The organism is Mycobacterium talmoniae (genome assembly GCF_001854525.1).
Classification (GTDB): domain Bacteria; phylum Actinomycetota; class Actinomycetes; order Mycobacteriales; family Mycobacteriaceae; genus Mycobacterium; species Mycobacterium talmoniae.
Genome location: NZ_MLQM01000024.1, coordinates 1 through 25,652, shown reverse-complemented (window position 1 = coordinate 25,652; position 25,652 = coordinate 1). Strand labels below are relative to the sequence as shown.

Genomic DNA, 25,652 nt, shown 5'->3' with positions numbered 1-25,652 from the left:
GCATCGGAATACCCCGCTCATGGCGTACCAGTTATCCCGTCGTCCATCAGGTTCAGGATGGTGCCCAGCCCGAAATCGGGCGCGTAATCGCGCAGGGTTCCGGTGGCGCACCCCAGCTGTTTGAGACCCATCAGGTTGCAGATTTCCTTGGTGAACATGCTGTTCATCACGATCTTGTTGAGCAGCAGGTGCCCGCGGAAGCTGCCACCGACGGGGTCGATCATGTTGTAGAGGTTGTCGACCGTCATCGGCGCCACATCAAGGAACTCCGCCAGCTCGCGCTGGTTGTCGGTGAGCGTCGTCGCGATGGCTTGGGTGTTGGCGAGCGTGCCCTGCAGACCCTCGCGGTGACCCTCCAGCAGCCGGGCCGCCTCGGCGAGTAGCTGATTGGCCTTCGCGCCGGTGCTGCCCGAGCCCAGGTCCTCGGCGGCCAGGACGTCGCTGAGTTGCCGTAGGTTAGAGCCGAATTCGCGAATAGTGGCGTCGTTGTCGGCGGCGGCCTGGGTCAGTTCGGAGACGCTGTTGATGATCGCCTGGATGTTTTTTTTGCTGCGGGCGCCCTTGTCGGAACCCACCCGCAGCGCCTGGGACAGCTTGTCCAGGGTGGCCCGGATGTCGGGACCGTTGGCGGAGGTGATGTCCGAGGCCAGGTTGATCAGGTTCCCCAACGGCCCGTGTCCCTGATCGTCGCCGTGCAGCGCCTTGCCCAGTTTGTCGACCATCTGCAGGGTTTTGTCGAATTCGACCGGTGTGTGGGTGCGCACCCCCGGCGGGCCCAGCACCGCACCGTTCTTCAGCGTCTCCCCGCCGCGGTAGGGCGGGGTGAGCTCGACCACCCGGTCGGTGAGGATCGAGTTGGACACCGTCACGGCCTGCACGTCCGCCGGGATGTCGATGCCGTGGTCGACGGTGAGTGTCACCTCCACATAACTGTCTTTGGGAACGATGCGGGTCACCTTGCCGACCCCCATGCCCAGCACCGAGACGGCGTTGCCCTCGTAGAGCCCGACGGTGTCCTCGAACTGGGCGGTGATCGTCATCGGCCGGTGCACCAGCCGCGGCACGACCACGGCCGCCGCGGCAACAACAACGACGACGGCCGCGGCGATCACGGCGCCGATCACCTTGACCTGGCGGCTCATTCGCAGTCCTTGAAGTACTCGACGAGGTTGAACTGAACGGCGCGGCTGCTGATCGCGCACATCCACGAGTCGATCAACAGGCCCATCGGGGCGTTGACATCGAGGGCATTGCCGCTGCCGGTGGCGTTGGCGAGGTTGCGGACGGCGATGGGCGACGACTGCAGGATGTTGCGCAGCAACGCGTCGTGGTCGTTGATCATTGTGGTGAACTCTTGCGCGTTGGCGAGCAGCTGATCCAGGGCGGGTTCGTCGGCCATGATCGTCTTGGCCCGCTGCACCAACGTGGTGGCGCTGGCGAACAGCCGCTGCACGGCCGCGCGCCGGGTCGCGATCTCGCGCAGCAGGTCGCGCCCCTGCACGATCAGCACCCCCAGATCGGCCCGCTGGCCGGCCAGCATGGTGGTCAACGTGTCCGCGTTTTTCAGCAGCGCGCCGATTTGGTCGCGCCGATCCCCGATGATGGTGGCCAGCGATTGCAGGTTCTGCAACGCCGGCGGCAGCGCCTCGGGCAGTCCTTGCAGGCTGGCGTCGAGCACTTTCACCGAGTCCACGACGCGGTCGGCATCCAGCGGCCCGAAGGTCTTCGTGGCCCCGGCGAGGGTCTTTTCCAGATCGTAGGGAACCTGGGTCCGTAGGTCACCATTCGGCCAGCGCAGCGGGATGGTGTGATGGTCGAGCTTCCCACCGCCGGCCGGGGTTAGTTCGAGGTAGCGGGATCCCAGGATCGTGGTCAGTTTGATGCCGGCCTGGGTGTCCGCACCCACGTGCACATCGTTGCGGACATTGAACTTGACGACCACGTGGTCGCCGGCGAGTTCCACCCCGTCGACGGTGCCGACCTGAATGCCGGCGATGGTGACCCCGTCACCCTTTTTGATCTGCGCGGCCTGAAGGAACTCGCCGCGGTAGGAGGTCTTGCCGATATTGAGGCCGCCGTAGGCGACCACGCCCATCAGCAGGACGCCGAGGACCACCAGCGCGATCGCCCCCAGCCAGGTCTTGTTGTAGGTGTCGAGGGGGCGGATGAACCTTCTCAACCCGGCGAACCGATTAGTCATGGCGCTCACCTGCACACCGGGGAGTGCCAGACTTCGTGGCCGTTACCGCGGGTGGCGGCGGCGACGATGCCCCGGAACCAGTAGTACAGGTCGTGCCACAAGCCGAAGTCGACATCACAGGCGTATCCGTTGATGTAACTTCCGTCCTGCATAGTTCGGGCAATCGCCTTCATCAGGCCCGGGACGTTCGCCGTCAGATAGGCCAGCCGCGCTCGGCCGTCGTGCAGCCCGTAATCAAGCACACCGGGTTGCCGGCTGACCAACTGCTGCGCGTCGGGAGTGATGTTGTTGACGATCGCGGCCAGCCGAGAAACTGTCGAGTTGATCGACCCCACGGAGTCGACCAGTTCCTCGCGGCGGCCCGCCAGGTCGGCCATCACACCCCGGGTTTGCTGAATCATCGTCTGCAAATTGGTGTTCTGCGACGCCAAGCTGGCCATCAGCGCGTCCAGGTTGCCGATCAAATCGCCGAGCACCTCATCGGGGCCGGCGAACGTTTCCGCCAGCGCCGACGCCTGGGTGGTCACCGCCAGAATCGAGGTCGTATCCCCGCCGAACGCCCGGGTGATCGCGTTGGTCAGGTTGTCCACCTGTTCGGGTTCCAATTGTTCCAACAGCGGCTCGAACCCGTTGAGCGCGTGGGAGATGTCGAACGACGGGTTGGTGCGTTCTTTCGGTATCTGGCTGTGGTTTGGCAGCGGCTGGCGATTGCCTCCGGCACCTTGGGCCAGCCCGAGGTAGCGTTGCCCGATGATGTTCTGGTAGGTGACCGACGCGATGGTGTTGGTGTACAGGGTCTGCGCCCGCTGTACCCGGAACGTGACCTTGGCCAGCGCATCGACCAGTTCGATCTTGTCCACCCGGCCGACCCGCACCCCGGCAACCCGGACGTCATCGCCGTCCGCCAGCCCGGATACATCGGTGAAGATCGCCGAATAGGTGTTCGTCGGGCCCGCCACTCCGCGCACCAAGGTGCCGAACACCATCCAGGTGACGACGAGCGCGAACACCGTAAAGATGACCGAACCGATCAACGGTTTGCGGTATCGGCTCACGGGGCACCTCCCGGTGTGATCTGAACCAGCGACCCGCGCGCCACCGGGCCCAGCAGCAGCACGGTGGCCGTGGTGGCTTCCCCGCCGACGATTTGGTCGAGCTGCGCTTTCTCCTGGGCGCTGCCGACCGGCCCGACGTTGCCGCCGATGATCGACTGCTGCTGCACCTCAGCGGAAAGCGGCGGCGGTGCGCCCGCTACCGGCGGTGCTCCCGGCGCCGGCGCTGCATCCGGAGGCGGCGGCGCATCGGGCGGCGGCCAGTGCACCTGCCACGGTGGCGGAGGCGGCGGCGGCATATCCGGGGCAGGGCCGTCGCCCGGCATCGAATGACGCGGCGGGGTCACGTTGGGGCGGTTCTCCGCCGCGCCGGGCGGCGGCGGGATACCCATCGACCCCAACGAGGGAAACAGATCCGGGGCGGTGGGGACTAGCGGCGCCGTCTGGCAGCTCGGGCCCTCCAGGGCGCCGTAGCGGGGGCAGTCGGCGCGCACGTAGCTGCGGCTCGGGGTGAACGACGCGATCACCTTGACAGTGATGAGATTGTTGTCGGGGTTGAACGCCTCGTCGTAGAACTTGTTCGCCAGTTTCTGCAGCCGGGTCGACACGCCGTGGAACTCGCCTGCGTGGTCGGCGAGCACACCGAGGGTTGGCGCTAGCTGGGTGCTGATCGCGATCAGCCGGTCGGTCTGGTGGTCGAAGGCGTCGCCCAGCATCCCGGTGGTGCCGAGCCCAGAAGACAGCAGGCTGGTCAGCTGCCCGCGTTTCTCGGCGATGGTCCGCATCGGCCGGATCGAGTCCTGCAGCGCATCGAACAGTTCCGGGGTGGTATCCCGCAAGCCGCCCGCGGCGGCGGTCAACGCGGCCAGCGTCGACGGGCCGGAGGCGTCCGGGCTGACCACCGTATTGAGCTGCGCCAGAATCTCGTTCAGGTCGTGTCCGGCGTCGGTTAGTTGCTGGCCACGGCCCTCGGTTGCCTCACCCAAGGCCGCGATCACGCCGATGCTGTCGGGATCGGGCTTGCGGCCCGCCGCGGCCAGCAGCTGGCGGAGCTTGGCCACGACGTTCTGGAACAGCACGGTCGGCAATGTGGTGTCCTCGTGGACGACCGATCCGGTTCGCAACGGCGGCGCCCTCCCGTTGTCGACCAGTTGCACCGCCGACACCGCGAAGGCGTTGCTCGGGACCACCCGCGCGGTCACGGTGCTGGGGATATTGGCGGCGTACGCCGGTGTGAGGTCGACGTGGACGATGTTGGGCTTGTCTTCCCGGGAGGGGGTGATACCGGACACCGACCCCACCAGCACACCGCGGAACTTCACGTCGGTGTGTGCCGGCAATCCGTCACCGATGTTGAACATCGCGAGGTCTACCTTGACGAGCTTGTCCAGTTTGCCTTCGGATTTCTGCACCATCAACACCGAAAAGGCGAGCGCGACGACCGCGAAGACCACACCCAAGACGACAAGTGGCCCATTGTTCGGGCTGCGCGGGTCGAAGTCGTAAGAGTTCGGCATTCCTACCCACCGAACCTCGCGCCGGACGCAACTCCCCAAAACGCCATGGTGAGCAGCATGTTGACGATCATGACGGTGGTGAGGCTGTTCCGCATCGCACGTCCGGCGGCCACTCCGACACCGGCCGGACCGCCACTGGCGAAGTACCCGTAATAGCACTGCATCGTCGAGGAGATGAAGACGAAGACGATCGCCTTCATCGTCGCCTTCACGACGTCGCCTGGGTTGATGAACAACGAGAAATAGTGCAGATAGGACCCGGCGGACTGGCCGGCGACCATGCTGGCGGCCTGGGCGGAGGCGTAGGTCGTCGCCAGCGCGATCAGGAACAGCGGCACGACCGCCACAACGGCTGCCGTCACCCGGGTGACCACCAGGTAGGAGACGGAGTTGATGCCCAGCACATCCATCGCGTCGATTTCATCGTTGATCCGCATCGCGCCCAACTGCGCGGTGAAGCGGCATCCCGCCTGGGCGATGAACGCCATCGCGATCATCACCGGCGCGAGCTCGCGGGTCGTCGCGAACGACGAGATCAACCCCATCGCCGGGCCCAGGCCCAGCAGGTTCAGCGCATTGATCGCCTCGACCGCGACCAGGGCGCCCGCGGTGAGTCCCAGCACTACCGCGACGTTGACGGTGCCGCCGCCGACGACGATCGACCCGTTTCCCCAGGACACATCCGCCAATATCCGCAGCATTTCGCGTCGGAAGTCTTTGATCATGGCCGGGATCGCCAGCAGGATCTTGCCGAAGAAATAGACCAGGTGCCCCGCCCTGCCGAACGCGCCGCCGACGACATCCGCACCGGCAAGGACGACGCGTTGGCCCGGGACCTGAAATGGGGTGGGAGTGGCCATGGCTTTACAGGGTTGTCCGCGGGAAGACGATGACGTAGAGCTGGCTCATCAACACGTTGACCATCATCAGCAGCAGCACCGATTCGACCACCGCGGCGTTCACCGAGTTCGCCACCCCGGCTGGACCGCCGCGGGTGTCCAAGCCCTTGTGGCAGCAGATGATGGCGACAATCGCCGAGAAAACCACCGCTTTGGCCAACGCCAGCACCATGTCGCCGACGGTGGCGAACGACGAGAACGTGGCGATGAAGGAGCCCGGGGTTCCGTTCTGGACGTAGACGTTGAACAGGTAGCTCCCGACGTAGCCGACGAAAGCGGTCACCCCGGTCAGCCCGAGCCCGACCAGGATCAGCGCGGCGAGCCGGGGCACCACCATGCGGCGCAGCGGCGACACCCCCATCACCTCCATCGCCGCGATCTCCTCGCGCATGGTCCGGGCACCCAGGTCGGCGGTGACCGCCGAACCCACCGCCGCGGCCAGCAGCAGCGCCGCCACCAGCGGAGCCCCCTGGCGGATCACCACCAACCCAGTCGCCGCACCGGACATCGACGCTGCGCCAACCTGCCCGGCCAGCAGCCCGAACTGGACGGACAGGGTGACGCTGATCGGGATCGTCACCAGAATCGTCGGGGTGAACGCCGTCGACGCCATGAACGCCACCTGCTCGATGAACTCCCCGGCCTGGAAGGTGCGGGTGAACAGGTCGTAGAACAGATACCGGATGGCGTCGACCCCGAGCCGCACCTGGCCGCCGAAGGTGTTCAGCGAGAGGAATGGATGGTTCTGCAGATAACGGCGAAACCAGCCGATGATCTCCCCGATGCCCGATCGCTCGGCTGGGGCATGGGCGGAGTCTGCGACGTCTGTCATCGCCTGCCCCCTCGGGGTTGACCTTGATACTTGTCGGAGACGCTAAAAGACGCACATGTCAATAACCCTGTGCTACCGGTCATTTCCCCTCCGGACAGTCAAGTGGTGGCCACCTTAATCCAGACTGACTTCCCGAGTGGGCGGTTTCGCGAATCCATGCGACCGGTCATCACAGCCCGCCGGCCCACCGCATCACGCCGGCGCCCCCATGGACTCAGCGCGTGCAGGATGGACTCACGGTCTGTGACATTGTCGCCAATGTGCCCTACCCCCAGGGTCTCTCGTTGTGTTTCGCGGTACTTCGACGCACAGCAGCGCCGGTCAGGCTCACCCCTCATCGAGCCCCACCCCGTACTGAGAACCGCGATCCGGCCAGAACACCTGGCCCAGGTTGAAGCCCAAGTATCCCGACGGGCCATGGCAGGGTCACTAGCTGCACACGAGAAAAATTCGGGCCGGTTTTGGCTCGGGAGACAAACCGATGAGAGCCGTTGCCGTTGGCGTGATCGGGGCGTCATGGACGGGCAGGTCGAGCTCCGTCCGCTCCCGCTCCGAGTTGTTACCGGCACCAAAAGTGCAGTTACGGTCCCTTCCTTCCGGGCAGTGACCGCCACTCCTGGCATGCTGCATATCCGATAAGAGGAGTCTCAGATGAGAGTGCATCACCTCAATTGCGGAACCATGGTGTTCGGCACGGTCGACCACTGCCTGCTCGTGGAGCTTTCCGGCGGCGACCTGATGTTGGTCGACACCGGATTCGGGCTCGACTGTGTCCGTCGTCCGGAACTGCTGGGATGGACGCGCCACGCCATCCGGCCGGTGCTCCGGGAGTCCGAGACCGCGATCCGGCAGATCCAGGCGCTTGGTTACGACCCGAAACATGTCCGCAACATCGTGGTCACCCACCTCGACTATGACCACACCGGCGGGCTTGCCGACTTTCCCTGGGCCACTGTGCATGTGCACGGCCCCGAGTATCGGGCCGGTGTGCGTCCCGACGCGTTCGAGCGCATCCGCTACCGGCCTGAACAGCTGTGGGCCCATGGCGTGCGGTGGCGGGTCAACGAACTCGGGGCCGACGGCGACCGGTGGTTTGGATTCCAAGCCGTCCGCGAGCTTCCGGGACTTCCAAATGACATCCTGGTGATCCCCCTGCTGGGCCACAGTCGTGGCCATGTCGGCGTCGCGATCGACACCGGGACCGGCTGGCTGCTGCACGCGGGCGATGCCTACGCCTTGCCGGGCGCCGTCCGGCGCGGTATCACCGGCCGCGCAACTCGCGGCCTGAGCCTGATTTCCGGTCACCCGAGTTTGCCGCGCGCACAGCTGCAGAACATGCACCGCCTGGCCGATCTCATCGCCGAACACGGCGATGAAGTGACCGTGTTCTGCAGTCACGATGCGTCGGCCTTCACCAGACTCGCCGGCGCCGCACTGATCTAACTGATGGACGCCTGCCAATCGGCGATCTCGCGACCGAGGTCGGTATGCGGCGGATCACCGTAGAGCCATTCACGAGCGATCCGATGCCAATTGTTGGTCACTTCCAGGTGCCCGAGTATGCCGAACGTCAAAAATTCGGCGCGCCGGGAGAAGAGGTGCTCCGGCGGCAGCATCTGCCGTTTCATGTCCGTGAATTCCACCGCGCGCGGGTCGATTGCCATCACGATGGCGGCCGTTGCCATCTCCGGCGTGATGGCGATCTCCTCGTCGAGCATGTGCCAGGCGCCCACGGCCAAGAAGTAGTCCAGGCATTCCTGTGGGGTCACCGCCGAATTCGCGTCCACCACGCCGCGGTCGACCATGAGGCGATACAGCTCTTCGGCCTTTCCTTCGGCGGCGGCGCGAAGGTATTTCCGCTCGAACTCGACATTGGCCGGATCCATCCGGTGATATAGCCCGAAGTCGACAAACTCGACCTTGCCGTCGCTGCCGAGCAGAACGTTGCCCGGGTGGGGGTCGCCGCAGAACTCGTTGTGGCAGAACAGCGAACCGATGTAGAAGCGGTGAATTAATTCGCCGATGCGGTTACGCTCGTCGGCCGGCAGACCGCGGATCTGGTCAAAGCAAACGCCGTGGACAAACTCGGTCACCAAGACCCGTGGGGTGCTGTACTCAACGACGCTGTCCGGAACCCTGATCATGGGGTGGCCGCGAAACTGCTGTGCCACGTGGTGCTGGGTACGCGCCTCGGTCAGATAGTCCAACTCGTTCTCGATATTGCGGCTGAACTCCTCGAGCATGGCCGTGTTGGCGGCCGGCCACGACGATCGCCACAGTTTGATCAGCAGCGCAAGGTTGCGCATGTCGGCTTCCACTGCCTGCTGGACCCCCGGATACTGCACTTTGACCGCGACCTCCCGGCCGTCACGCAGCCGTGCGCGATAGACCTGGCCGATCGAGGCGGCGGCGATGGGGTCCTCGTCGAAGTCGCTGAACACCCGCGATAGCGGGCCGAGGTCGGCCTCGATCACCCCCCGCATGGTGCTGAAGGGTTCCTTCGGGGCTTGGTCGCGCAGCGCAGCAAGCTTCTGCCGGAAGCGTTCTCGGTGTGATTCCGGGACCAGGTCGACATCGAAAAGGGAGAGGGCTTGGCCAAGTTTCATCGCCGCGCCCTTCATGGATCCCAGGACCGCAAACAGATTGTCCGCCGCCGTTATGGTCGCGCGTTCCGCGAGCACGGCTTTCGCGTCTTCGGATCGGCCGATCATCGCCAGGCGGAGCCCCGCGCCGCTCACCGCACGTTTTGCCGCCAGCCGACCCAACTTGCTGCCACGCGAGAGCCGCCCCCGTGGTATTCGATCCACAACCATCCCCCTGCATTGCGCTATGCCGCTGCGCAATTTACCGGGACCGATGGTCCCAGACTGCTGCACCGCAAAACCCGGGGGCAATTTTCAGCTGCCTATCAGATGCCACCGATTCGCCTGGTCAGGGCGATCCGGGAGGGCAGCGCGGGTGTCAGGCGGTCAATTCAGCGACCGCGGGCACCACTCGGTCGATGAAATCGACGACTTCGGCGACAGCCTGGGCCGATTCCGGCACTACGGCCGCGGCCGCCTGAAACACGTGTACTTGGCCGGGCCACGTTTGCAGCTCACACTGCACCCCGGCAGCGGCGAGCCGCTCGGCCATCAGGACGGCGTCGGGGTAGAGCATCTCGCTCCGACTTGCCTGAATCAGGGTGGGCGGTAGCCCGTTGAGCCGGCAGTCTGCCGGTGATACCAGGTCCTCACCGCGGTTGAGCCTGACGCGCTCGTCATGCAGCTTGGTGACCACCGACCGAGAGAAGAGCGCGCAGGTCCTGGCCGACGGAGCAGCCAACTTGGCCGAGATTTCGCACGTCGTTAGCGGCGAAATTGCGACGAGTGCAGCCGGCATCGGTAAGCCCGCATCCCGGATGCCGAGAGCCGTGGTGAAGGTGAGGTATCCGCCCGCGGAATCCCCCATCACAACGATCCGGTCGGGGTCGATGCCCATTGCGAGAAGGTGGCGATAGGCATCGACGCCGTCGGCGACCGCGTCGTTGATGGAGTGCTGGGGAAGTTTTCGGTAATTGACGTGGAGTGCGGACGACGAAAGCATGGTGGCGAACCGACCCACCATTTGACGGTGCAGATACCGGCCCCCGACGTAGAACGCTCCCCCGGGCAGATACAGAATGAACCGGCCCGACGTCGGCTCGGCAGGGCTGACGATCTCCGCCGCGCAATGGGGCAACGCCGTTGGCTGGTGGGTAACACCGGGAATCGGCGGCAGGGCCCGACCGACATGGTCGATGGCACCGTAGGGCCACGGCAGCCACTGCGTTCGCACCCACGCCTGCAGACCCACCTTGACGGTCGCACTTAGCAGGCACCTCAGTGCGTGCGACTGTCCGCTCCCGCCGGGAAAGTCGATGCGCTCGACGCTGGGCGCCTCCACCGGCATTGCCACCCCTCACTCAGAGTCGCTTACCCAGACAGCAACGGCTGGACTGGGTCGGTTCAGTGGTCTAAGTATGTCGACATCGGGGCCCGCCATTCACTGCACGCATCGGAGAAGTTTGGGCCACCCTATTGGTGCCGAAAACAAAACTCGGGTTAACCGGCGACCGGCCCCGCAGTACCCGCAATATGCCGCATGACCTGTGCTAACAACCCGAATCCGGATTGTGGCGAATCACAAACTGCGGTGAGGAGCGAACTCGTGGCGCACCCTTGATGATTGGCGCCGCTGCACGGTCGACGACCCGGCTGGCCTGCACAGGGAGCTGCCGCGCCGGGAGCGCCGCCACGCACCGGCGCAACCCCGTGTGACGATTCCACCCCCAATCGGGCTGTTGTCGGCCACAATCGGATCGTGACTTCTGCTCTGCCGCGTATCCCCGAAGACTCGCCGCTGCGAGAGGCGATTGAATCGCGGATCCCCGAGCTCTCGGATGCTTTGCTTGACGCTGCCGTCAAAGCTGTGCGGTGGCCGACGACCCTGCCCAGCGAGCCGTTCCAGGTGGAAATCGGACCGCTGCTGGCGGCGGCCTTTCCCGTCGTGGTCACCGGCATGATCGAGGGGCGTCAGCTCAGCACCGCCGAGGTGTCGGCGTTCGCGGTGCCCATCATCGAACGCCACGCCGAGGACGGGATTCCGCTGCCGGTTCTGCTCACCGCCCTGCACGGAGGTGTGCGACGGTTTTGGGAGCTCGTCGTGGAGCTGGTACCCGACATCGATGCGGCGACGCTGGCGGCGTTGGGTGCACACCTATCGGACCTGGCCGGAACGTGCAGCATTGTCATCACCGAGATCTACCAGGACTCGGACTTCGTGCTGCGAGCCAACAAGCGGGAACAGCTGCGCACCCTGTGTAAGGCCTTGGTCGCCGGCGATCCGACCGCAGCGATCCTGGCCGAGGATGCCAGCGTCGAACTCAGTGACCGTTACGACATCCTCGCCATTGACATCGATACCGCGCCGACACCGCAAACGGCTCACGACGTGCTGGTCGCCCAACGCAGGATGCGTCATGCCCAACACGTCCTCTACGAGTTCGGATCCGCCGACATCCTCAACACCTTCGACGGCTACGCGGGCACCGTCCTGTTGCCGACACCGTTGGTCGGCCCCGGAGCCCTCGAAGCGCTGGTGGACGCCCTCGCGACGCGCTTTGGCGTCGAGATCTATGCCGCCGAGTGCCGGGCAACGGAGCTCTTAGGAATCCCGGCGGCGGTCGCCGAAACTACCGAGATCGCCCGTCTCGCACGACAACTCGGTGGGCACCCGGGCCTCCATCACCTCGAAGACCTGCTGTTCGAGTATCAGGCCACCAGGCCCGGGCCGGCCCGGGACTTCCTGGCCCAACGCATCGCGCCACTACAGCAACATCCCAGCCTGCTCGACGCTCTCGAGATGCATCTGCGTCATGGCGCCGACCGGAAAGCCGCCGCGGCCGAACTATTCATCCATCCCAACACCCTGACCTACCGGTTACGGCGCGTCCATGAATTCACCGGTATCGACCCCAGCGACCCACACGGCTCCCGCCTGCTCGCCGCCGCCCTCACCATCCACCTCGTCGACCACGCCGAAAAGTAGCCATCCGCCTATCGACGCACGCCGGCCCTCACCTGCCGTCGGCATGGATGGCCAGCCACTTCTCCCTGCGTCGTTTCGAGGCCCGGGACAGCCACGCGTCCTGTATCACTTCGGCCAATTCGGTCCTGGTGATGGCGGGCAAGTCGACCGCCCGGACCAGTACGGACAGGTGTCCGTTGAAATGGTCGGTGGTGAAAAACGGCGTCTCCGGGTCTTGAATGAGGGCCAGCTTGTCGCTTTCGGACTCGACCCAGATGACGATGACGTCAGCGTAGGGCTCGTTGGTGACCGGGTCCTTGGCATCCGGCCGCGGGTTGCGGAAGAACACGAACGATTTGCCGCCCACCTGATAGATCGCGTTACCCTTCGGCCCTTCGATTCTGGTCACGTGCGGCATCGCGGCGGCGATCTCATGGACGTCGCTAACGCGCGCGGATCGATCGGCCATAACGCCAACGTAACCTGCTGGAACATGGGTGGCGCCGCTGTGCGTCACGCTCGATGCTCGACGGTGTCCGCGGCCCCGATGCCGAGGTGCGGCCGGCGCCGCGAAAGTGACCCTTGACAAACTGCGGTGGCATGTCCAAAGATTCGGGGGTCGTTATCGGATCGTGACCAAGTGGTTCGATCCGAACTATCGGGGGACCGGCGGGGCGGACCCCTTGGTGGAAGATGCGGTCAGGAGGGGAGACCTTATCGTGCATGCCACCCAAGATTGCCGCCCTACCCGTGGCAGTCCGCAGCAGCGGTGCAGACGGGCTGCTCGGGATCCCGATGACGAGTCCGGTGTGATTCGGACCGTCACACCAAGAGGCGATTTCACCGCGGCGTGATCACCGGCGTCGAGGCGTGGCATTTATTCCGCACTGACACGGATTGCGGCGCAAGAGGATTGCTGCGCTGAGGGTTTGGCAGGGGACGGCTACGCCCACTGGCGTCGGACGGAGTCGCTGGGGTGTAGCTCGATGTACGGCCAGCGTCGAAAAGCCGTGCAATACTGGTGTTTATCGACAGCGACAAGGGGGATGCCGCGATGGTCCAACCCGCCGACCCGACCACCGCCGATATCGCCGAATCGTGCGCCCAGATCGCCGAGGCAGCAGCGGATCTGCGCAAGCTCGTCTCAGACTGCGCTGGGCTGGCCGCCCGATCCGGCCCACCAACGGGGTCAGAGGTCGGAGCGCCAGTGCTGGGGGACCTGCAGCAGCGCATCACTGCGGCAATGGCAGCAGCGACCGGCACGATTGACAACCTCACGGTCCTGCTCGCCGGCGGCGCACCGCCACCCCGAGCCGCTGCGGCGCCGTGCGGGCAACATCGGGTGGGTTGGGCGGACGAGTCGACCGACACGGTGCCGATGAGAAAATGCATGCCGGTATAACTTGGCCCAGCCACGCGCTTGAGGGCGACCTGGCCGGCAACGCCGGACCTATACTTCTGACCGGCTCACCGAGATAGGACGCATCCGACGCGCCGGGCGGTGACAGCCAATCTTCAGCTGGGCGGTTCACACTGCGCATATGGCCACCCAGTCCGACCGGTGGATCGCCACGGCCCGTGCGCTGCGCCGGGCCGGGTTCGGTGTGACCGGCCCGCAGGTCGACGCGGTAGCCGCCCAGGATTGGTCGGCCTACGTGGATGCCGCGCTGGACCTAGACCCCGACGCCGATCCGGGCGCCCAGGCCACCCCGATGCCCACCCTGCCCGCGCCGCACGCCCCCGGTAAAGGCCCCAGCACCGAGCAGCGCAAGCAGTACAACCGGCAGCTGTCCGAGCAGATGGCCGCGCTGTCCGCTTGGTGGCTGCGCCGCATGGCCGCCGTCGACCAGCCCATCCACGAGAAGCTGACATTGCTGTGGCACAACCACTTCGCGACGTCGGCGCAGAAGGTTCGGGTCGCGGATTTCATGGCGGCGCAGAACCAGAAGCTGCGGACGCTGGCGCTCGGCGATTTCCGCACCCTGGCCTACGCCATGCTGACCGACGCGGCGATGCTGCGCTGGCTCGACGGGCAGAGCAACACCGCCAAGGCCGCCAATGAGAACCTGGCCCGGGAATTCATGGAGCTGTTCGCGCTGGGCCACGGTAACGGCTACACCGAGGCCGATGTGCGGGCCGGCGCCCGTGCGTTGACCGGCTGGGTGATCAAGGCCGACGGCGATACGGTGCTGGCGCCCAAACGCCACGACGACACCGCCAAGACGCTGCTGGGCAGCACCGGCGATTTCGATGCGGTTGGATTCTGCGACACGGTGCTGGCCCAACCCAAGTCGCCGGCATACGTCGCGGGGCGGCTGTGGCAGCAGTTGGCCTCCGACGACGCGCCCTCGGCGGCCGCACTGGACCGGATGCTCGCCGCCTACGGTCCCGGCCGCGACCTGCGGGCGCTGACCGCGGCGATCCTCACCGACACGGAGTTCCTCGGCGCCCGAGGAGCTGTCGTCGACACCCCGGTGGAGTGGCTGGTCGGCGTGATCCGGGCGCTGCGGGTTCCGTTGGACCACCCGAAGCGAATCAAGATGGTCGATGCCACGCTGACCGCGCTGGGGCAGCGACCGTTCTATCCGCCGAACGTCGGTGGCTGGCCGCGCGGGCAGGTGTGGCTGTCCACCGCCAGCGCCGGGGAGCGGTTGCGCGCCGCCGGCAACCTGGCCCGCGCCGGTGACCTGTCCGGCGTCGAGGACACCGGCGCCGGCGACCGGATCGACGCCGTCGGCTACCTGATCGGGGTCGGGGCGTGGTCGGACCGCACCGTCGCCGCGCTCAAACCGCTGGCGCGCCAGCCGGTCCGGTTGGTCGCCGCCGCCGTCAACACGCCCGAATACCTGACGTCGTAACGGGGTCGCTGATGCCTGAGATCAATCGCCGCAAGTTTCTGATCGCCAGCGTCGGTGTCGGCGCCGCCGGCCTGCTGTCCGGGGCGGTGGCGGTGAGCTGGCCCGACCTGCTGCGCGCCGCGCAGGATCGGCCGCTGCCCGACGGCAGCGGGGTGCTGGTGATCGTGACGCTCTACGGCGGCAACGACGGCATCAGCACACTGATCCCCTACGCCGACAACGCGTATCACGACGCCCGTCCCGAACTCGCCTACGCCCCAGCAGATGTGCTGCATCTCGATGACCGGCTCGGACTCAATCCGGCGCTGACTGGACTGGCGCAGCTGTGGAACCAGCGCCAACTGGCCGTAATCCGCGGGGTTAGCTATCCGCAACCCGACCACAGTCACTTCCGGTCCATGGACATCTGGCAGACCGCGTCGCCGACCGAACCCGTCTCGACCGGCTGGATCGGCCGCTGGCTGGACGCCACCGGCGACGACCCGCTGAGGGCGGTCAACATCGGCTCGGTGCTCCCGCCGTTGGCGGTGGGCGCCAAATGCACCGCCGCCGCGCTGACCCCGGCCGCGTCCCCGGAATCGGCGGAGCGGTTCACCGCCACCATGGCCGCGCTCGGCGCCGACGATCCGCACGACACCCCCGCCATGGCGGCGGTGTGCGCCGCCTATCGCGCCGCCCGCAGCACCGACACCGCGTTCGCGCCGATCCGGGCCGCCCGCACCGAACACAACCGGCTCGCCGCCCAGCTGCAGCTGGTCGCCCAGGCGGTGCGGGCCGGGGTGCCGACCCGGGTGTACGCGGTGCAGCTCGGCGGTTTCGACACCCACGCCGACGAACGCGAGACCCAGCAGCGGCTGCTGCAAACCTTTGATGAGGCGGTGACGCCGTTCTTGCGGCAGATGGCCGACGACCGGTACGGCAAGAACCTCGTGATGGTCGTGTATTCGGAGTTCGGGCGCCGCGTCAAAGCCAATGCGTCCCAGGGCACCGACCACGGCACCGCCGGGCCGGTGTTCGTCGCCGGCACCCCGGTGAAGGGCGGCTTCTACGGCGACGAACCCAGCCTGACCGACCTCAATGACGGGGATCTCAAGCCCACCACCGATTTCCGCGACATCTATTACGAGCTGATGTCGGGCACACTGGCGACCGATCCCACCCCGTCGGTCGGCGCCGGCCGCCGCGCCCTGGGGTTTCTTAGCTGAACCCCTACGACTCAGAACAGGTTCAGCAGCCAGGACGGGTCGAACAACTCGGTCAAGAGAGTGCCGGGAAGATCGCTCGCCGCCGCGGGCAGCACGCCGCCCAGTCCAGCCAGCAGTGCGGCCGGATCCAACACGTCGCCGAGCAGCTTGGTGAGATCCAGCGCGCCCAGATCCAGCGGAAGGGCTCCCACGCTGCTGCCCACCGGATCGACCATGCCGCCGGTCAGCAGCGCCCCGGCGATCTCGCGGGGCAGGTAGTTGACGAAGCCGTCGAGCAGCCCGGTGAACGGGCCGATGTCGATCTTGAGCAGGTTGTCGAGCAGGCTGATGTCGGCGTCCTGCATGGGTTGCAGCAGCCCGTTGAACAACGGAATACCGGCGCCGCCCAGCGGGCCAAGGTCGATACCGACTCCCCATTGGCCGTTGAGGATGGCGTCGGTGACATAGCCCGGGCCGGCGACCAGAGCGGCCAAGGCGTTCAGGTACTCGCCGGAACCGATCGCCCCCTGGACCGCGCTCAAGCTGGTATCGAACGCCTCGACACCGTTGACCAGCGGACCAATGGCGGCCAGCCCCAGCACAATCGGCGCCGGCAACAGGACGGACAGGATCAGCAGCGGGTTGCCGGAGGTCAGGTCACCGATGATCTGTCCGGCCTCGTCGATGATGGTGGTCAGGGTCGGAATGAGCTTGAAGATGTTGCCGATGTTCAGGTCCGCAATGGCCGCCAGCAGGCCCTGAACATCGGTCAACAGGTCACTGTGCAGGCTGATCTCGGGGGCGAAGCTGGTCAGCGTTTGAAACACGTTGGCCGCGTTGTTGAACATCTCACCCGGCACGTTGACGATCGATGCCGGATTCGCCAGGAAGTCGTTGAAGTAACCCATCTGGTTGTGCAGGATCGCCCCCAGAATGGGCGCCGGGTCGGCAAACCGCTCGCCGGCGATGGCGGACAGGTCGTTGAACGAATTGGTCGCCAACGCGGAGTAGACGCCGAGAGGGTCGGTCGGGGAACCGAGGTCGGCGAGTTGACCGAAGTCAATGCCGGCCGTGAGTTGCACCGCGGGCATCGCAACGTCGGGCAGCGTCGGTGGCGCTGCGACGGGGCTTACCGCGACCACGCCGGCGCCGACGACGGCGATCCCGGCGGTCAGATACGGACGTAGCGCAGCCTGCATGGTCATGCCCTTCGCTGGAACCAAACCCCGCAAGGTCTGCGCGGCGGATCACACTGTAACTAAGAAAATCCTGATAGGCGCAGAATCGGACAACAAGCTTTGAATAACCCCGGTCCGATCCAGAAAACGCAGTTGAGCTGCGACTCTGCCGCCCCAGCACCCCGCTGCGAGCCGTCCCGTCCCCACACGGGGAGTGGACCGCCCTCATCGTCGCCAGCCAGCGCTGAGAATCTCCCAGAGTTTTTCAACGCTTCTTAGGCAGCTATCAGTTAGCATTGCCCTCAGATTGTGAGTTACCTCACAATCCAGCGCGGGAGGGAGATCGCCATGCAGCAGCTAGCCACCCGTCCGTGGGTCACCGCCGGGGTTGCCCTCGCCGGAGCCAGCCTGATTGCCGTCACCCCGGTGACGGCGGCGCCGCTGCCCGATGTGGCTCCCCCCGAGATCCAGCTCACCGCAGGGCTGGACCCCATTACCCCCTGGGTGGACGTTATCCAGCAGGCCAGCACCAACGTATCGGACCTGTTCGCGGCGTGGAGCAGTGATCCGTTCCCGATAATCCGCCAGGTCGCCACCAACCAGATCGGCTACCTCGAGGACATCTTCCGCGGCGACTTCGGGACCGTCTTCAGCCAGATCGCCCACAATCTGCAGGCCGGGTTTACCGCGCCGTTTGTCCCCGACGCCAATCTGCTGAGCACCGTCGAAGCGACCTGGTCCAGTTCTGTGGGCGGAATCGGCGGCGCCGCCTTGATCAGGACTGCGCAGGCTGCGGCGGCGCTGCTGCTGGGCGGACCCGTCAACCACCTGAATCTCTTCAACTTCGCCTACGACGCCACCGCCGACGACGCGCTGGTGCACGCGCTACTCGGGTTCACCGCCTCCCCGCTCAGCGGCGTGCTGCTCGGCGCGGTCGGCCCGGTCATCGGCCCTGGGGTGGCGCTCGTCGACAGCATCCAGTCCATCATCGGGGACCTGTCCGGCCCCGACACCGACCCGCTGGCCGCCCTCAACGAGCTGATCAATATCCCGGCGCATATGACCGGCGCGTTCCTCAACGGCGGCGAATCGCTCGACCTCACCCCGCTGGTCTCGTTGCTCGACCTGCCGCCCGCGGTGGAGGCGCTGGTCGACATCAACAGCGTCAACCTGGAGCTGGGTGGGCTGCTCAGCCCGGCCGGATCGCTGTTCAACGCCCTGGGTTTCGACGTGTCGGTCACCGGCGGCCTGGTCGGCATCGACCTACCCGGCTACGGCGTCGGCCCCATCGGCTCCCTGATCGCCTTGACCCAAGCCATCGCCGAAGCCATCACCCCGTCCGGCACCGACACGTTCAGCGCGCTGGGTGGCGACCTCGGGGGCCTGGCCGGCGAGATCCCCAACCTGCTGGCCGGGTTGCTGGCCTTCTAACCGAGCCGGCGCAGCCGCGGCGCCAGGTCGGTTTCGAACAGCTGCAAAAACCGCCGCTGGTCGTGACCGGGCGCGTGGAACACCAGGTGGTTCAGACCCCAGCTCACATACTGGCCGACCTTTTCCACCGCCTCGTCGGGGTCCGACGCCACGATCCAGCGTTTGGCGACCTGCTCGATCGGCAGCGCGTCGGCGGCCTTCTCCATCTCGATCGGGTCGTCGATGGAATGCTTTTGCTCGGCGGTCAGCGACAGCGGCGCCCAAAACCGGGTGTTGTTCAGCGCCAGTTCGGGATCCGGATCGTAGGAGATCTTGATCTCGATCATCTTGTCAACGTCGTCGACATTGCGCTCGGCCGCCGCCGCACCTTCCCGCACGGCCGGCATCAGCTTCTCGGTGTAGAGCTCCTCACCCTTGCCCGACGTGCAGATGAACCCGTCGCCGGCCCGTCCGGCGTACTTGGCCACCGCCGGCCCACCCGCGGCAACGTAGACCGGCACCCCGGCCTCGGGCACGTCGTAAATCGAGGCCCCCTTGAGCCGGTAGTAGTCGCCGTCGAAGTCGACCCGGTCCCCGCGCCACAACGCACGCATCAGCCGCACCGACTCGCGCAGCCGAGCAAACCGCTCCTTGAACTCCGGCCACTCCCCCGCATAGCCGGTAGCGATCTCATTGAGCGCCTCCCCGGTACCCACCCCCAAGAAGATGCGCTCGGGATACAGGCAGCTCATGGTCGCGAACGCCTGCGCGATCACCGCCGGGTTGTACCGAAAGGTAGGGGTCAGCACCGAAGTGCCCAGCGTGATCCGCTTGGTGCGCTCCCCGACCGCGGTCATCCAGGCCAGCGAAAACGGCGCATGCCCGCCCTCATGCCGCCACGGCTGGAAGTGATCGCTGACCGTCGCACTGTCCATGCCGTGCGCTTCGGCGGCCACACCCAACTCGACGAGTTCACGCGGCCCGAACTGCTCAGCCGACGCCTTATATCCCAGTTTCAATTCAGCCACCTGATCGTTTCTACTCTCCCCCGCGGTTCTTAGACTCGCGGGTATGGCACCGACGCTGACCCCGGTCACCGAGCGGGTGCACCTGGCCCAGGGTGAAGCGGTCAACTGGCTGCTGGTCACCGACGACACCGGTGTGCTGTTGATCGATGCCGGCTATCCCGGCGACCGCGACGACGTGCTGGCCTCGCTGCGCACGCTCGGGTACGACGCTGGCGACGTACGCGCCGTGCTGTTGACCCACGCCCACATCGACCATCTCGGCACCGCCATCTGGTTGGCGAAAACCCATGGCACACCGGTGTATTGCCACCCCGACGAGGTCGGCCATGCCAAGCGGGAGTACCTGGAGCAGGCCACCCCGCTGGCCGTCGTCACCCGGGTGTGGCGGCCGCGGTGGGCGCGCTGGTCGCTGCATGTGGTGCGCAACGGCGGCTTGAGCCGGGAGGGCATCCCCACCGCGCAGCCGCTGACCGCCGAGGTGGCCGCCACCCTGCCCGGCCAGCCGATGGCCATCCCGACCCCCGGCCACACCGGCGGGCACTGCTCGTATCTGGTCGACGGCGTGCTGGCCAGCGGGGATGCGCTGATCACCGGGCATCCGCTGCTGACGCACCGCGGGCCGCAGCTGCTGCCGGCGCTGTTCAGCCACAACCAGACGGACTGCGTGCGCAGCCTGGCCGCGCTGGCGCTGCTGGAGACCGAGGTGTTGGCGCCCGGCCACGGTGACCTGTGGCGCGGCCCGATCCGCGAGGCCACCGACCAGGCCGCCGCCCGGGCCACGCCGCGTTGAGTCAGCCCGCAAGGCCCAGGTGCTCCCGCAGCGTGTGGCCGGTGTATTCGGTGCGGTACACGCCGCGATCCTGCAGCAGCGGCACCACCTGATCGACGAAGTCGTCGAGCCCGTGCGGGGTCAGGTGGGGCACCAGGATGAACCCGTCGCACGCATCGGCCTGCACGTAGCGGTCGATTTCGGCGGCGATGTGGGCGGCGGTGCCGACGAACTGCTGGCGGCTGGTGACGGCGATGACGAGTTCGCGGATGGAGAGGTTTTCGGCCGCGGCACGCTCCCGGTAGCTGCGGGCCACTGCGAGCGGGTCGCCGTGCCGCACTCGACCCTGGGTGATGCTGGTGTCGCCGGTGGGGTCGATGTCGGGCAGCGGGCCGTCCGGGTCGTACCCGGATAAGTCGCGACCCCAGACCTGCTCCAGCATGGCGATCGCCGTCGCCCCGCTGACCTGCTGGTACCGGATATGCCGCGCCTTCTCGGCGGCCTCGGCGGCGGTGTCGCCCAAAACGAACGTCGCGGCTGGAAACACCTTGAGCTGGTCGGGGTTTCGCCCCTGCGCCGCGGCGCGGCCCTTGACGTCGGCGTAGTAGCGCTGGCCGTCCTCCAACGAACCGTGCAGGGTGAACAGCGCGTCAGCGTGCCGGGCGCCGAACGACCTTCCCTCGTCGGAGTCACCGGCCTGCAACAGCACCGGGTGGCCCTGCGGCCCGGCCGGCAGCGTCGCCAGGCCGCGCACGTCGAACTGCCGACCGCGGTGTTCGACGATGCGGATACGGGCGGGGTCGACGTAGGTTCCGGCGGCCCCGTCGGCGACCAGGGCGTCGGCCGCCCAGCTGTCCCAGAAGGCGCGCGCCACGGTGAGGAACTCCTCAGCGCGGCGGTACCGGTCGGCGTGGTCCAGGAAGCCGCCGCGACGGAAGTTGGCGCCGGTGAAGGCGTCCGACGATGTGACGATGTTCCAGCCGGCCCGCCCGTCGGACAGGTGATCCAGGCTGGCGAATTGCCGCGCCACCTCGAACGGTTCGTTGAAGGTGGTGTTGATGGTGCCGGTCAGCCCGATCCGTTCGGTCACCCCGGCCAGCGCGGCCAGCACGGTGAAGGTGTCGGGGCGGCCCACCACGTCGAGGTCATAGATGCGGCCCCGGTGCTCGCGTAGCCGCAGTCCCTCGGCCAGGAAGAAGAAATCGAACAGCCCGCGCTCGGCGGTGCGGGCCAGATGCACGAACGAGTCGAACTCGATCTGACTGCCGGCTGCCGGGTCGGTCCACACGGTGGTGTTGTTGACGCCCGGGAAGTGGGCGGCCAGATGAACCTGCTTGCGGTGCTTACTCATTGACCCAGCCCCCAGCGTTTGGCCAGCAGTTCGTGCGAGCGCAGCCGATCCCGATGCCGGTAGGCGATCGAGGTGACCACCAGCTCGTCGGCGCCGGTGACGCGCTGCAGCGCCGCCAGCCGGTCGGCGACCTCATCCGGGTCGCCGACGAATTGGGTTGCCACCCGGTCGTTGACCACCGCAAGTTGCTCGTCGGTGAGCGGCGCGCAGTGGTCCGGATCGGGATACGGGATGGCGCCCTCGCCGGCCCGGATGGAATACACCCAGTGCCCGTAGCTGGACGCCAGGTGCCGGGCGGTGGCGGTGTCCTCGGCGACCACCACGTCGGCCGACACCACCAGATACGGCCGGGACAGATAGCGGGAGGGGACAAACGCGTCGCGGTAGGCGTCGACCGCGTCCAGCGCGGTACCCGGCGTGATGTGGTAGCTGGCGACGAACGGCAGCCCGCGCTGCCCGGCCAGCCGCGCGCTGGTGCCCTTGCTGCTGCCGAAGATCCACGGGCTCAGGCCGGTCTGCTCGCCCGGAACGGCGTGCACGTCGAAACCGTCGATCCGGTAGCTGCCGTCGAGCATCGCGAGGATGTCGTCGACCTGCGCGACGAAGTCGGGGGTCACCGCGTCGGGCTGCTGCAGAACCGATCCGGTCGCCCGCGCCCGGTCGGCGTTGAGCACCGGACGCAGGTCGAACGGCGGCGGAATCACCACCCCGTCGACCTCCCGCCAGTCCCGCGGCCCCTCCTCCGGGCGCGGTGTCTCGGTGCCGGAGCGTCGTCGCGCGGAGCGGCCCACACCCAAATCGATGCGGCCCGGATGGAACGCGGCCAGTGTGCCGAAGCTTTCCACCACCGCCGCGGCGGTGGTGTAGCCCAACTGGACCGCGCCCGCCCCGACCCGAATCGTGGTGGTGGCGGCCGCGATCTGCCCGATCAGCACCGCCGGCGCGGAGCTGGCCACACCCACGAAGTGGTGTTCGGCGACCCAAAACCGGCGATAGCCCCACCGCTCGGCGGCCCGGGCCAAGTCGATGGTGTTCCGTAACGCGGTCGGCGCGTCACCGCCGGCGCTGATCGGCGCCAGATCCAGCACCGACAGCGGGACCCCGGTCATCGGGGCCCCACCGCGTACCGGTTGGGCGCCACCGGCAGGCCGAGCCGGGCCCGCAGCGTTTCGCCGTCGCGGTAACCGGTGCGGAATCGGCCGGCGCGCTGCAGCAGCGGAACCACCTGCTCGACAATCACCGGCAGATCGGTGGCGTTGACCGCCGGCCGCAGCCGCGCGCCGTGAATCCCCAGCCGCTGCCAGCTCAGCAGCAGATCGACCAGATCGGTGGCACCGCCGGTGAATACCAGGGCATCCGAGCGAAAGGCTTCGCCGTGAAACGACACCGCGACGTCGGCGTACACCTGCAGGCCCGCACCGCCGGCGGCGTGCACCTGGGCCAGCAGGGCGCGCACCGAGGCGTCGTCGGTGGGCGTGATGAAAACCAGATCGGTGCTGCCGGCGGCGAATTCGTAGATCCTGGCGGTGTGCGCCAGCGCCGTCACCACCGGCTGACCTTGCGGTGGCCGCGGCGTGATCGACGGTCCCTTCACCGCGAAATGTTTTCCGGTGAAGTCGATGTAGTGCAGCTTGCCGCGGTCAATGTAGCGGCCCGTAGCCCCATCGCGGATCACCGCGTCGTCCTCCCAGCTGTCCCACAGCCGGCGGACCACCTCGACGAAGTCGGTGGCCTCGTCGAACAATCCGTCGACATCCAGCGCGCCGTCCCGGCGGCCGAACAGGGCGGCTTCGTGCGCGGTCGCGCTGACCCGGGTTTGCCAGCCGGCCCGCCCACCCGACACGAAGTCCAGGGTGGCGATGGCCTTGGACACGTGGAACGGCTCGGTGTGGGTGACGGTGGCTACCGGGATCAGCCCGATGTGTCGGGTCGCCGGGGCGATGCGGGCGGCGACCAGTACCGCGTCGGCGCGACCGGCCAGCCGTCGCGGATCGATAGCGGCGCGACGCCCGGGTTGGACGGTGAAGGTGTCCTCGATGGTGAGGAAGTCGAGCAGCCCGAGTTCGGCGGTGCGGGCCAGGTCAGTCCAGTACCGGCCGTCCAGCACCGACCCGGCGGCGGGGGTTCGCCAGGCCTGCGGGTGCCACCCGTATCCGTCGAGCGCGACACCAAGGTGCAGCGCGCCCGGTTGGCCGGGCTGACCGGATTTCGACACCACGTAACTGTCTAACAGCGAGCCTTCGGCCGCATTCCGAGCGCACGGGTGGAGTAACGGGTCTCACACGTTCCGGCGGCGGGCGCCGCGCCATCAGCGTCCCGGCGATCAGCATCACCGCGATGTCGACCAAAAACGCCCGGAACCATTCAGCAGGTCACAATCCGATCACAGCCGACCGTCACCGTTCGTTAAGGACTTGGCCCGCAGTTTAAGAATCCGGCGTCGTTCTCATTGGTCGCTTACCGCAACTTCGGCGAAATCCGCGTCATCGGACGGCAGGCGCCGAAACGGCTTGCCGCGGAGCCCCTTTTGACGTCAGCCTCACCCGGAGGTGACCGCGGCGGCGGTGCGTACCGTGGGCTTCGGGTCGGGAGTGCAACTGATTCGTGACTCAAAGGGAATAAGAATGCTCAAAAACCTTGGTATCGCTGGCGGCTGCCTGCTGGGCGCGGCGGCCGCCTGCGTCCTCGTCGCGCCGACGGCGGCGGCGGACCCGGACTGCAGCCCGGCCGGGTTGTCCAACACGGTCGACACGACCACCAGTTCGGCGCGCCAGTATCTGGCCGCCCACCCGGGTGCCGACGCGGTGGTGTCGCAGGCCATCAGTCAGCCACGGCCGGAGGCGGCCACCAATGTCCGCAACTACTTCACCGCACACCCGCAGGAGTACTACGAGTTGCGGGGCATCCTGGCGCCGATCGGTGACGCCCAGCGCCAGTGCAACACCACGGTGCTGCCGCCCGATCTGGCGTCGGCCTACGACGCCTTCATGGCGGGCTGAACCGGCGATGTAGCGTCCGCGTTCGCCCGGCGCGCGCTACCGTGCATCGGGTGAGCAGGCAGCGGGGGGCCGCATCACGACGGGTACTGGCCGCGGCCGTGGCCGCGACGGTGGCCGCCTGCTCCCCCGCGCCGCACGCTTCGGGACCGCCGTCGGCGACGACGGCGCCCGACGCCCGCCACGGGCCGTTCTTCCCGCTGTGCGGCGGCATCAGCGACCAGACGGTGGCCGAGTTGACCGGGGCGAGCGGGCTGGTCAACACCGGCCAAAATCCGACGGGCTGCCAGTGGCTGCGCGGCGGTGTGGTCTGGCCGCGGGTCACCTTCGCCTGGTATCGGGGCAGCCCGATCGGGCGGGAACGCAAGATCGAGCAGCTGTCCCGCACCCGGGTCGAGGACCTGACGATGGCGGGCCGAAGCGGGTTCCGCGGTGTCGAGAACAACGCGACGCTCGGCGATTACATCTGCGAGATCGCGATCCAGTTCTTCGACGACTTCATCGAATGGTCGGTCAGCTTCGACGTCAAACCGTTCCCCGACCCCTGCCCCGTGACCGAGGAGCTGACCCGCCGCTCGATCGCCAACGCCCATTGACCCGCTTGCGGGTCGCGTGCAGGTAGCGGATCGGGGCGGCGACCCGCACCCCGTCGCCGGCCGCGGGATATCCACCGGCGGCGAACAGGTCGTCGGCCTCGGTGGTCACCGTCGCCCAGCCGTGGGCCTGCAGGTAGCGCTCGGCGGCGCGCCCCTGGCCGGCGGCGCCGGACGGGCCGACCGGGGCGCTCCGGGGGGGCGCCCCGGCCGGGTGGCGGGCCGGGCGGGGGGGGGG

Annotated in this window: 24 protein-coding genes; 9 read left to right on the top strand and 15 right to left on the bottom strand. The window is 67.2% G+C overall.

Annotation, left to right across the window (positions count from 1 at the left end; all coding sequences use genetic code 11):
* Positions 1-17: 17 nt before the first annotated feature.
* Genes BKN37_RS07220 through BKN37_RS07195 form a run of 6 tightly spaced genes read right to left on the bottom strand, consistent with a single transcriptional unit; the run spans position 18 to position 6,500 of the window.
* Positions 18-1,142 carry an MCE family protein gene (locus BKN37_RS07220; RefSeq protein ID WP_071023842.1) on the bottom strand — a complete coding sequence of 375 codons (1,125 nt, stop codon included), beginning with the start codon at positions 1,140-1,142 and terminating at the stop codon, positions 18-20.
* Complete coding sequence (locus BKN37_RS07215; RefSeq protein WP_071023884.1) at positions 1,139-2,200, bottom strand: MCE family protein; 1,062 nt, start codon at positions 2,198-2,200, stop codon at positions 1,139-1,141. Before BKN37_RS07215 ends, BKN37_RS07220 begins: the two co-directional genes overlap by 4 nt.
* A gap of 5 nt (positions 2,201-2,205) precedes the next feature.
* On the bottom strand, positions 2,206-3,255 hold the full coding sequence (locus BKN37_RS07210) for an MlaD family protein (protein ID WP_071023840.1): 1,050 nt from the start codon (positions 3,253-3,255) through the stop codon (positions 2,206-2,208).
* Entirely contained in the window at positions 3,252-4,769 is a 1,518-nt protein-coding gene (locus tag BKN37_RS07205; protein WP_071023838.1) for an MlaD family protein, read from the bottom strand. Before BKN37_RS07205 ends, BKN37_RS07210 begins: the two co-directional genes overlap by 4 nt.
* Before the next feature lie 2 nt (positions 4,770-4,771).
* On the bottom strand, positions 4,772-5,629 hold the full coding sequence (locus BKN37_RS07200; protein WP_083341633.1) for an ABC transporter permease: 858 nt from the start codon (positions 5,627-5,629) through the stop codon (positions 4,772-4,774).
* Between the two features lie 4 nt (positions 5,630-5,633).
* Positions 5,634-6,500, bottom strand: a complete 867-nt coding sequence (locus tag BKN37_RS07195; protein WP_071023836.1) for an MlaE family ABC transporter permease — start codon at positions 6,498-6,500, stop codon at positions 5,634-5,636.
* A gap of 681 nt (positions 6,501-7,181) precedes the next feature.
* Here BKN37_RS07195 and BKN37_RS07190 point away from each other — a divergent pair.
* Positions 7,182-7,943, top strand: a complete 762-nt coding sequence (locus tag BKN37_RS07190; protein ID WP_242657130.1) for an MBL fold metallo-hydrolase — start codon at positions 7,182-7,184, stop codon at positions 7,941-7,943.
* Here the strand turns inward: BKN37_RS07190 and BKN37_RS07185 are convergent.
* A complete protein-coding gene (locus tag BKN37_RS07185; protein ID WP_071023831.1) occupies positions 7,940-9,313 on the bottom strand; it encodes an ABC1 kinase family protein in 1,374 nt (457 codons plus the stop codon). The genes BKN37_RS07190 and BKN37_RS07185 overlap by 4 nt on opposite strands.
* A 148-nt stretch (positions 9,314-9,461) precedes the next feature.
* Positions 9,462-10,430 carry an alpha/beta hydrolase gene (locus BKN37_RS07180; RefSeq protein ID WP_071023829.1) on the bottom strand — a complete coding sequence of 323 codons (969 nt, stop codon included), beginning with the start codon at positions 10,428-10,430 and terminating at the stop codon, positions 9,462-9,464.
* A 411-nt stretch (positions 10,431-10,841) separates the two neighbouring features.
* Between BKN37_RS07180 and BKN37_RS07175 the strand changes: the two genes are divergently transcribed.
* Complete coding sequence (locus tag BKN37_RS07175; RefSeq protein ID WP_071023827.1) at positions 10,842-12,068, top strand: PucR family transcriptional regulator; 1,227 nt, start codon at positions 10,842-10,844, stop codon at positions 12,066-12,068.
* A gap of 28 nt (positions 12,069-12,096) precedes the next feature.
* On the opposite strand, the gene BKN37_RS07170 is transcribed toward BKN37_RS07175, so the two are convergent.
* Positions 12,097-12,516: an MmcQ/YjbR family DNA-binding protein gene (locus BKN37_RS07170; RefSeq protein ID WP_071023825.1), complete on the bottom strand. Its 420-nt coding sequence runs from the start codon at positions 12,514-12,516 to the stop codon at positions 12,097-12,099.
* A gap of 552 nt (positions 12,517-13,068) precedes the next feature.
* Here BKN37_RS07170 and BKN37_RS07165 point away from each other — a divergent pair.
* From BKN37_RS07165 to BKN37_RS07155, 3 genes are all read left to right on the top strand, one after another.
* On the top strand, positions 13,069-13,449 hold the full coding sequence (locus BKN37_RS07165) for a hypothetical protein (RefSeq protein ID WP_071023823.1): 381 nt from the start codon (positions 13,069-13,071) through the stop codon (positions 13,447-13,449).
* Positions 13,450-13,588: 139 nt separating this feature from the next.
* Entirely contained in the window at positions 13,589-14,905 is a 1,317-nt protein-coding gene (locus tag BKN37_RS07160) for a DUF1800 domain-containing protein (protein ID WP_071023820.1), read from the top strand.
* Positions 14,906-14,916: 11 nt separating this feature from the next.
* Complete coding sequence (locus BKN37_RS07155) at positions 14,917-16,110, top strand: DUF1501 domain-containing protein (protein WP_071023818.1); 1,194 nt, start codon at positions 14,917-14,919, stop codon at positions 16,108-16,110.
* Positions 16,111-16,121: 11 nt separating this feature from the next.
* Here the strand turns inward: BKN37_RS07155 and BKN37_RS07150 are convergent, their stop codons facing one another.
* A complete protein-coding gene (locus BKN37_RS07150; RefSeq protein ID WP_071023816.1) occupies positions 16,122-17,294 on the bottom strand; it encodes a hypothetical protein in 1,173 nt (390 codons plus the stop codon).
* 321 nt (positions 17,295-17,615) lie between these two features.
* On the opposite strand from BKN37_RS07150, the gene gjpA reads away from it, so the two are divergent.
* Positions 17,616-18,698 (top strand): outer membrane porin GjpA, encoded by a 1,083-nt coding sequence (gene gjpA / locus BKN37_RS07145; RefSeq protein ID WP_071023813.1) that lies wholly within the window; start codon positions 17,616-17,618, stop codon positions 18,696-18,698.
* Here the strand turns inward: gjpA and fgd are convergent.
* Positions 18,695-19,705, bottom strand: coding sequence for a glucose-6-phosphate dehydrogenase (coenzyme-F420) (fgd, locus tag BKN37_RS07140; RefSeq protein ID WP_071023811.1), 1,011 nt, complete (start codon positions 19,703-19,705; stop codon positions 18,695-18,697). The genes gjpA and fgd overlap by 4 nt on opposite strands.
* Before the next feature lie 43 nt (positions 19,706-19,748).
* On the opposite strand from fgd, the gene BKN37_RS07135 reads away from it, so the two are divergent.
* The gene (locus tag BKN37_RS07135) at positions 19,749-20,495 is read left to right on the top strand and encodes an MBL fold metallo-hydrolase (RefSeq protein ID WP_071023808.1); all 747 of its coding nucleotides are present in this window, start codon (positions 19,749-19,751) and stop codon (positions 20,493-20,495) included.
* Position 20,496: 1 nt separating this feature from the next.
* Here the strand turns inward: BKN37_RS07135 and BKN37_RS07130 are convergent, their stop codons facing one another.
* The 3 genes from BKN37_RS07130 to BKN37_RS07120 are packed head-to-tail and all read right to left on the bottom strand — an operon-like array spanning position 20,497 to position 24,040.
* Positions 20,497-21,825, bottom strand: a complete 1,329-nt coding sequence (locus tag BKN37_RS07130) for an NtaA/DmoA family FMN-dependent monooxygenase (protein WP_071023806.1) — start codon at positions 21,823-21,825, stop codon at positions 20,497-20,499.
* Positions 21,822-22,934: an LLM class flavin-dependent oxidoreductase gene (locus tag BKN37_RS07125; RefSeq protein ID WP_071023803.1), complete on the bottom strand. Its 1,113-nt coding sequence runs from the start codon at positions 22,932-22,934 to the stop codon at positions 21,822-21,824. Before BKN37_RS07125 ends, BKN37_RS07130 begins: the two co-directional genes overlap by 4 nt.
* Positions 22,931-24,040 (bottom strand): LLM class flavin-dependent oxidoreductase, encoded by a 1,110-nt coding sequence (locus tag BKN37_RS07120; RefSeq protein ID WP_071023880.1) that lies wholly within the window; start codon positions 24,038-24,040, stop codon positions 22,931-22,933. Before BKN37_RS07120 ends, BKN37_RS07125 begins: the two co-directional genes overlap by 4 nt.
* A 409-nt stretch (positions 24,041-24,449) precedes the next feature.
* On the opposite strand from BKN37_RS07120, the gene BKN37_RS07115 reads away from it, so the two are divergent.
* Together BKN37_RS07115 and BKN37_RS07110 are read left to right on the top strand one after the other, a co-directional pair.
* Entirely contained in the window at positions 24,450-24,824 is a 375-nt protein-coding gene (locus tag BKN37_RS07115) for a heme-binding protein (protein ID WP_071023801.1), read from the top strand.
* Between the two features lie 50 nt (positions 24,825-24,874).
* On the top strand, positions 24,875-25,417 hold the full coding sequence (locus tag BKN37_RS07110; RefSeq protein ID WP_071023877.1) for a DUF3558 domain-containing protein: 543 nt from the start codon (positions 24,875-24,877) through the stop codon (positions 25,415-25,417).
* Here the strand turns inward: BKN37_RS07110 and BKN37_RS29510 are convergent.
* Positions 25,347-25,652 (bottom strand): hypothetical protein (locus BKN37_RS29510; protein WP_207547214.1); only part of this gene is annotated, 306 nt, incomplete at its 5' end. The genes BKN37_RS07110 and BKN37_RS29510 overlap by 71 nt on opposite strands.

What these genes read in the sequence shown, in the direction of transcription:
- BKN37_RS07220 (WP_071023842.1), bottom strand. Translation starts at nt 1,142, where the DNA reads ATGAGCCGCCAGGTCAAGGTGATCGGCGCCGTGATCGCCGCGGCCGTC.
- BKN37_RS07215 (WP_071023884.1), bottom strand. Translation starts at nt 2,200, where the DNA reads ATGACTAATCGGTTCGCCGGGTTGAGAAGGTTCATCCGCCCCCTCGAC.
- BKN37_RS07205 (WP_071023838.1), bottom strand. Translation starts at nt 4,769, where the DNA reads ATGCCGAACTCTTACGACTTCGACCCGCGCAGCCCGAACAATGGGCCA.
- BKN37_RS07200 (WP_083341633.1), bottom strand. Translation starts at nt 5,629, where the DNA reads ATGGCCACTCCCACCCCATTTCAGGTCCCGGGCCAACGCGTCGTCCTT.
- BKN37_RS07195 (WP_071023836.1), bottom strand. Translation starts at nt 6,500, where the DNA reads ATGACAGACGTCGCAGACTCCGCCCATGCCCCAGCCGAGCGATCGGGC.
- BKN37_RS07190 (WP_242657130.1), top strand. Translation starts at nt 7,182, where the DNA reads ATGGTGTTCGGCACGGTCGACCACTGCCTGCTCGTGGAGCTTTCCGGC.
- BKN37_RS07185 (WP_071023831.1), bottom strand. Translation starts at nt 9,313, where the DNA reads ATGGTTGTGGATCGAATACCACGGGGGCGGCTCTCGCGTGGCAGCAAG.
- BKN37_RS07180 (WP_071023829.1), bottom strand. Translation starts at nt 10,430, where the DNA reads ATGCCGGTGGAGGCGCCCAGCGTCGAGCGCATCGACTTTCCCGGCGGG.
- BKN37_RS07170 (WP_071023825.1), bottom strand. Translation starts at nt 12,516, where the DNA reads ATGGCCGATCGATCCGCGCGCGTTAGCGACGTCCATGAGATCGCCGCC.
- BKN37_RS07160 (WP_071023820.1), top strand. Translation starts at nt 13,589, where the DNA reads ATGGCCACCCAGTCCGACCGGTGGATCGCCACGGCCCGTGCGCTGCGC.
- BKN37_RS07155 (WP_071023818.1), top strand. Translation starts at nt 14,917, where the DNA reads ATGCCTGAGATCAATCGCCGCAAGTTTCTGATCGCCAGCGTCGGTGTC.
- BKN37_RS07150 (WP_071023816.1), bottom strand. Translation starts at nt 17,294, where the DNA reads ATGACCATGCAGGCTGCGCTACGTCCGTATCTGACCGCCGGGATCGCC.
- gjpA (WP_071023813.1), top strand. Translation starts at nt 17,616, where the DNA reads ATGCAGCAGCTAGCCACCCGTCCGTGGGTCACCGCCGGGGTTGCCCTC.
- BKN37_RS07135 (WP_071023808.1), top strand. Translation starts at nt 19,749, where the DNA reads ATGGCACCGACGCTGACCCCGGTCACCGAGCGGGTGCACCTGGCCCAG.
- BKN37_RS07130 (WP_071023806.1), bottom strand. Translation starts at nt 21,825, where the DNA reads ATGAGTAAGCACCGCAAGCAGGTTCATCTGGCCGCCCACTTCCCGGGC.
- BKN37_RS07125 (WP_071023803.1), bottom strand. Translation starts at nt 22,934, where the DNA reads ATGACCGGGGTCCCGCTGTCGGTGCTGGATCTGGCGCCGATCAGCGCC.
- BKN37_RS07115 (WP_071023801.1), top strand. Translation starts at nt 24,450, where the DNA reads ATGCTCAAAAACCTTGGTATCGCTGGCGGCTGCCTGCTGGGCGCGGCG.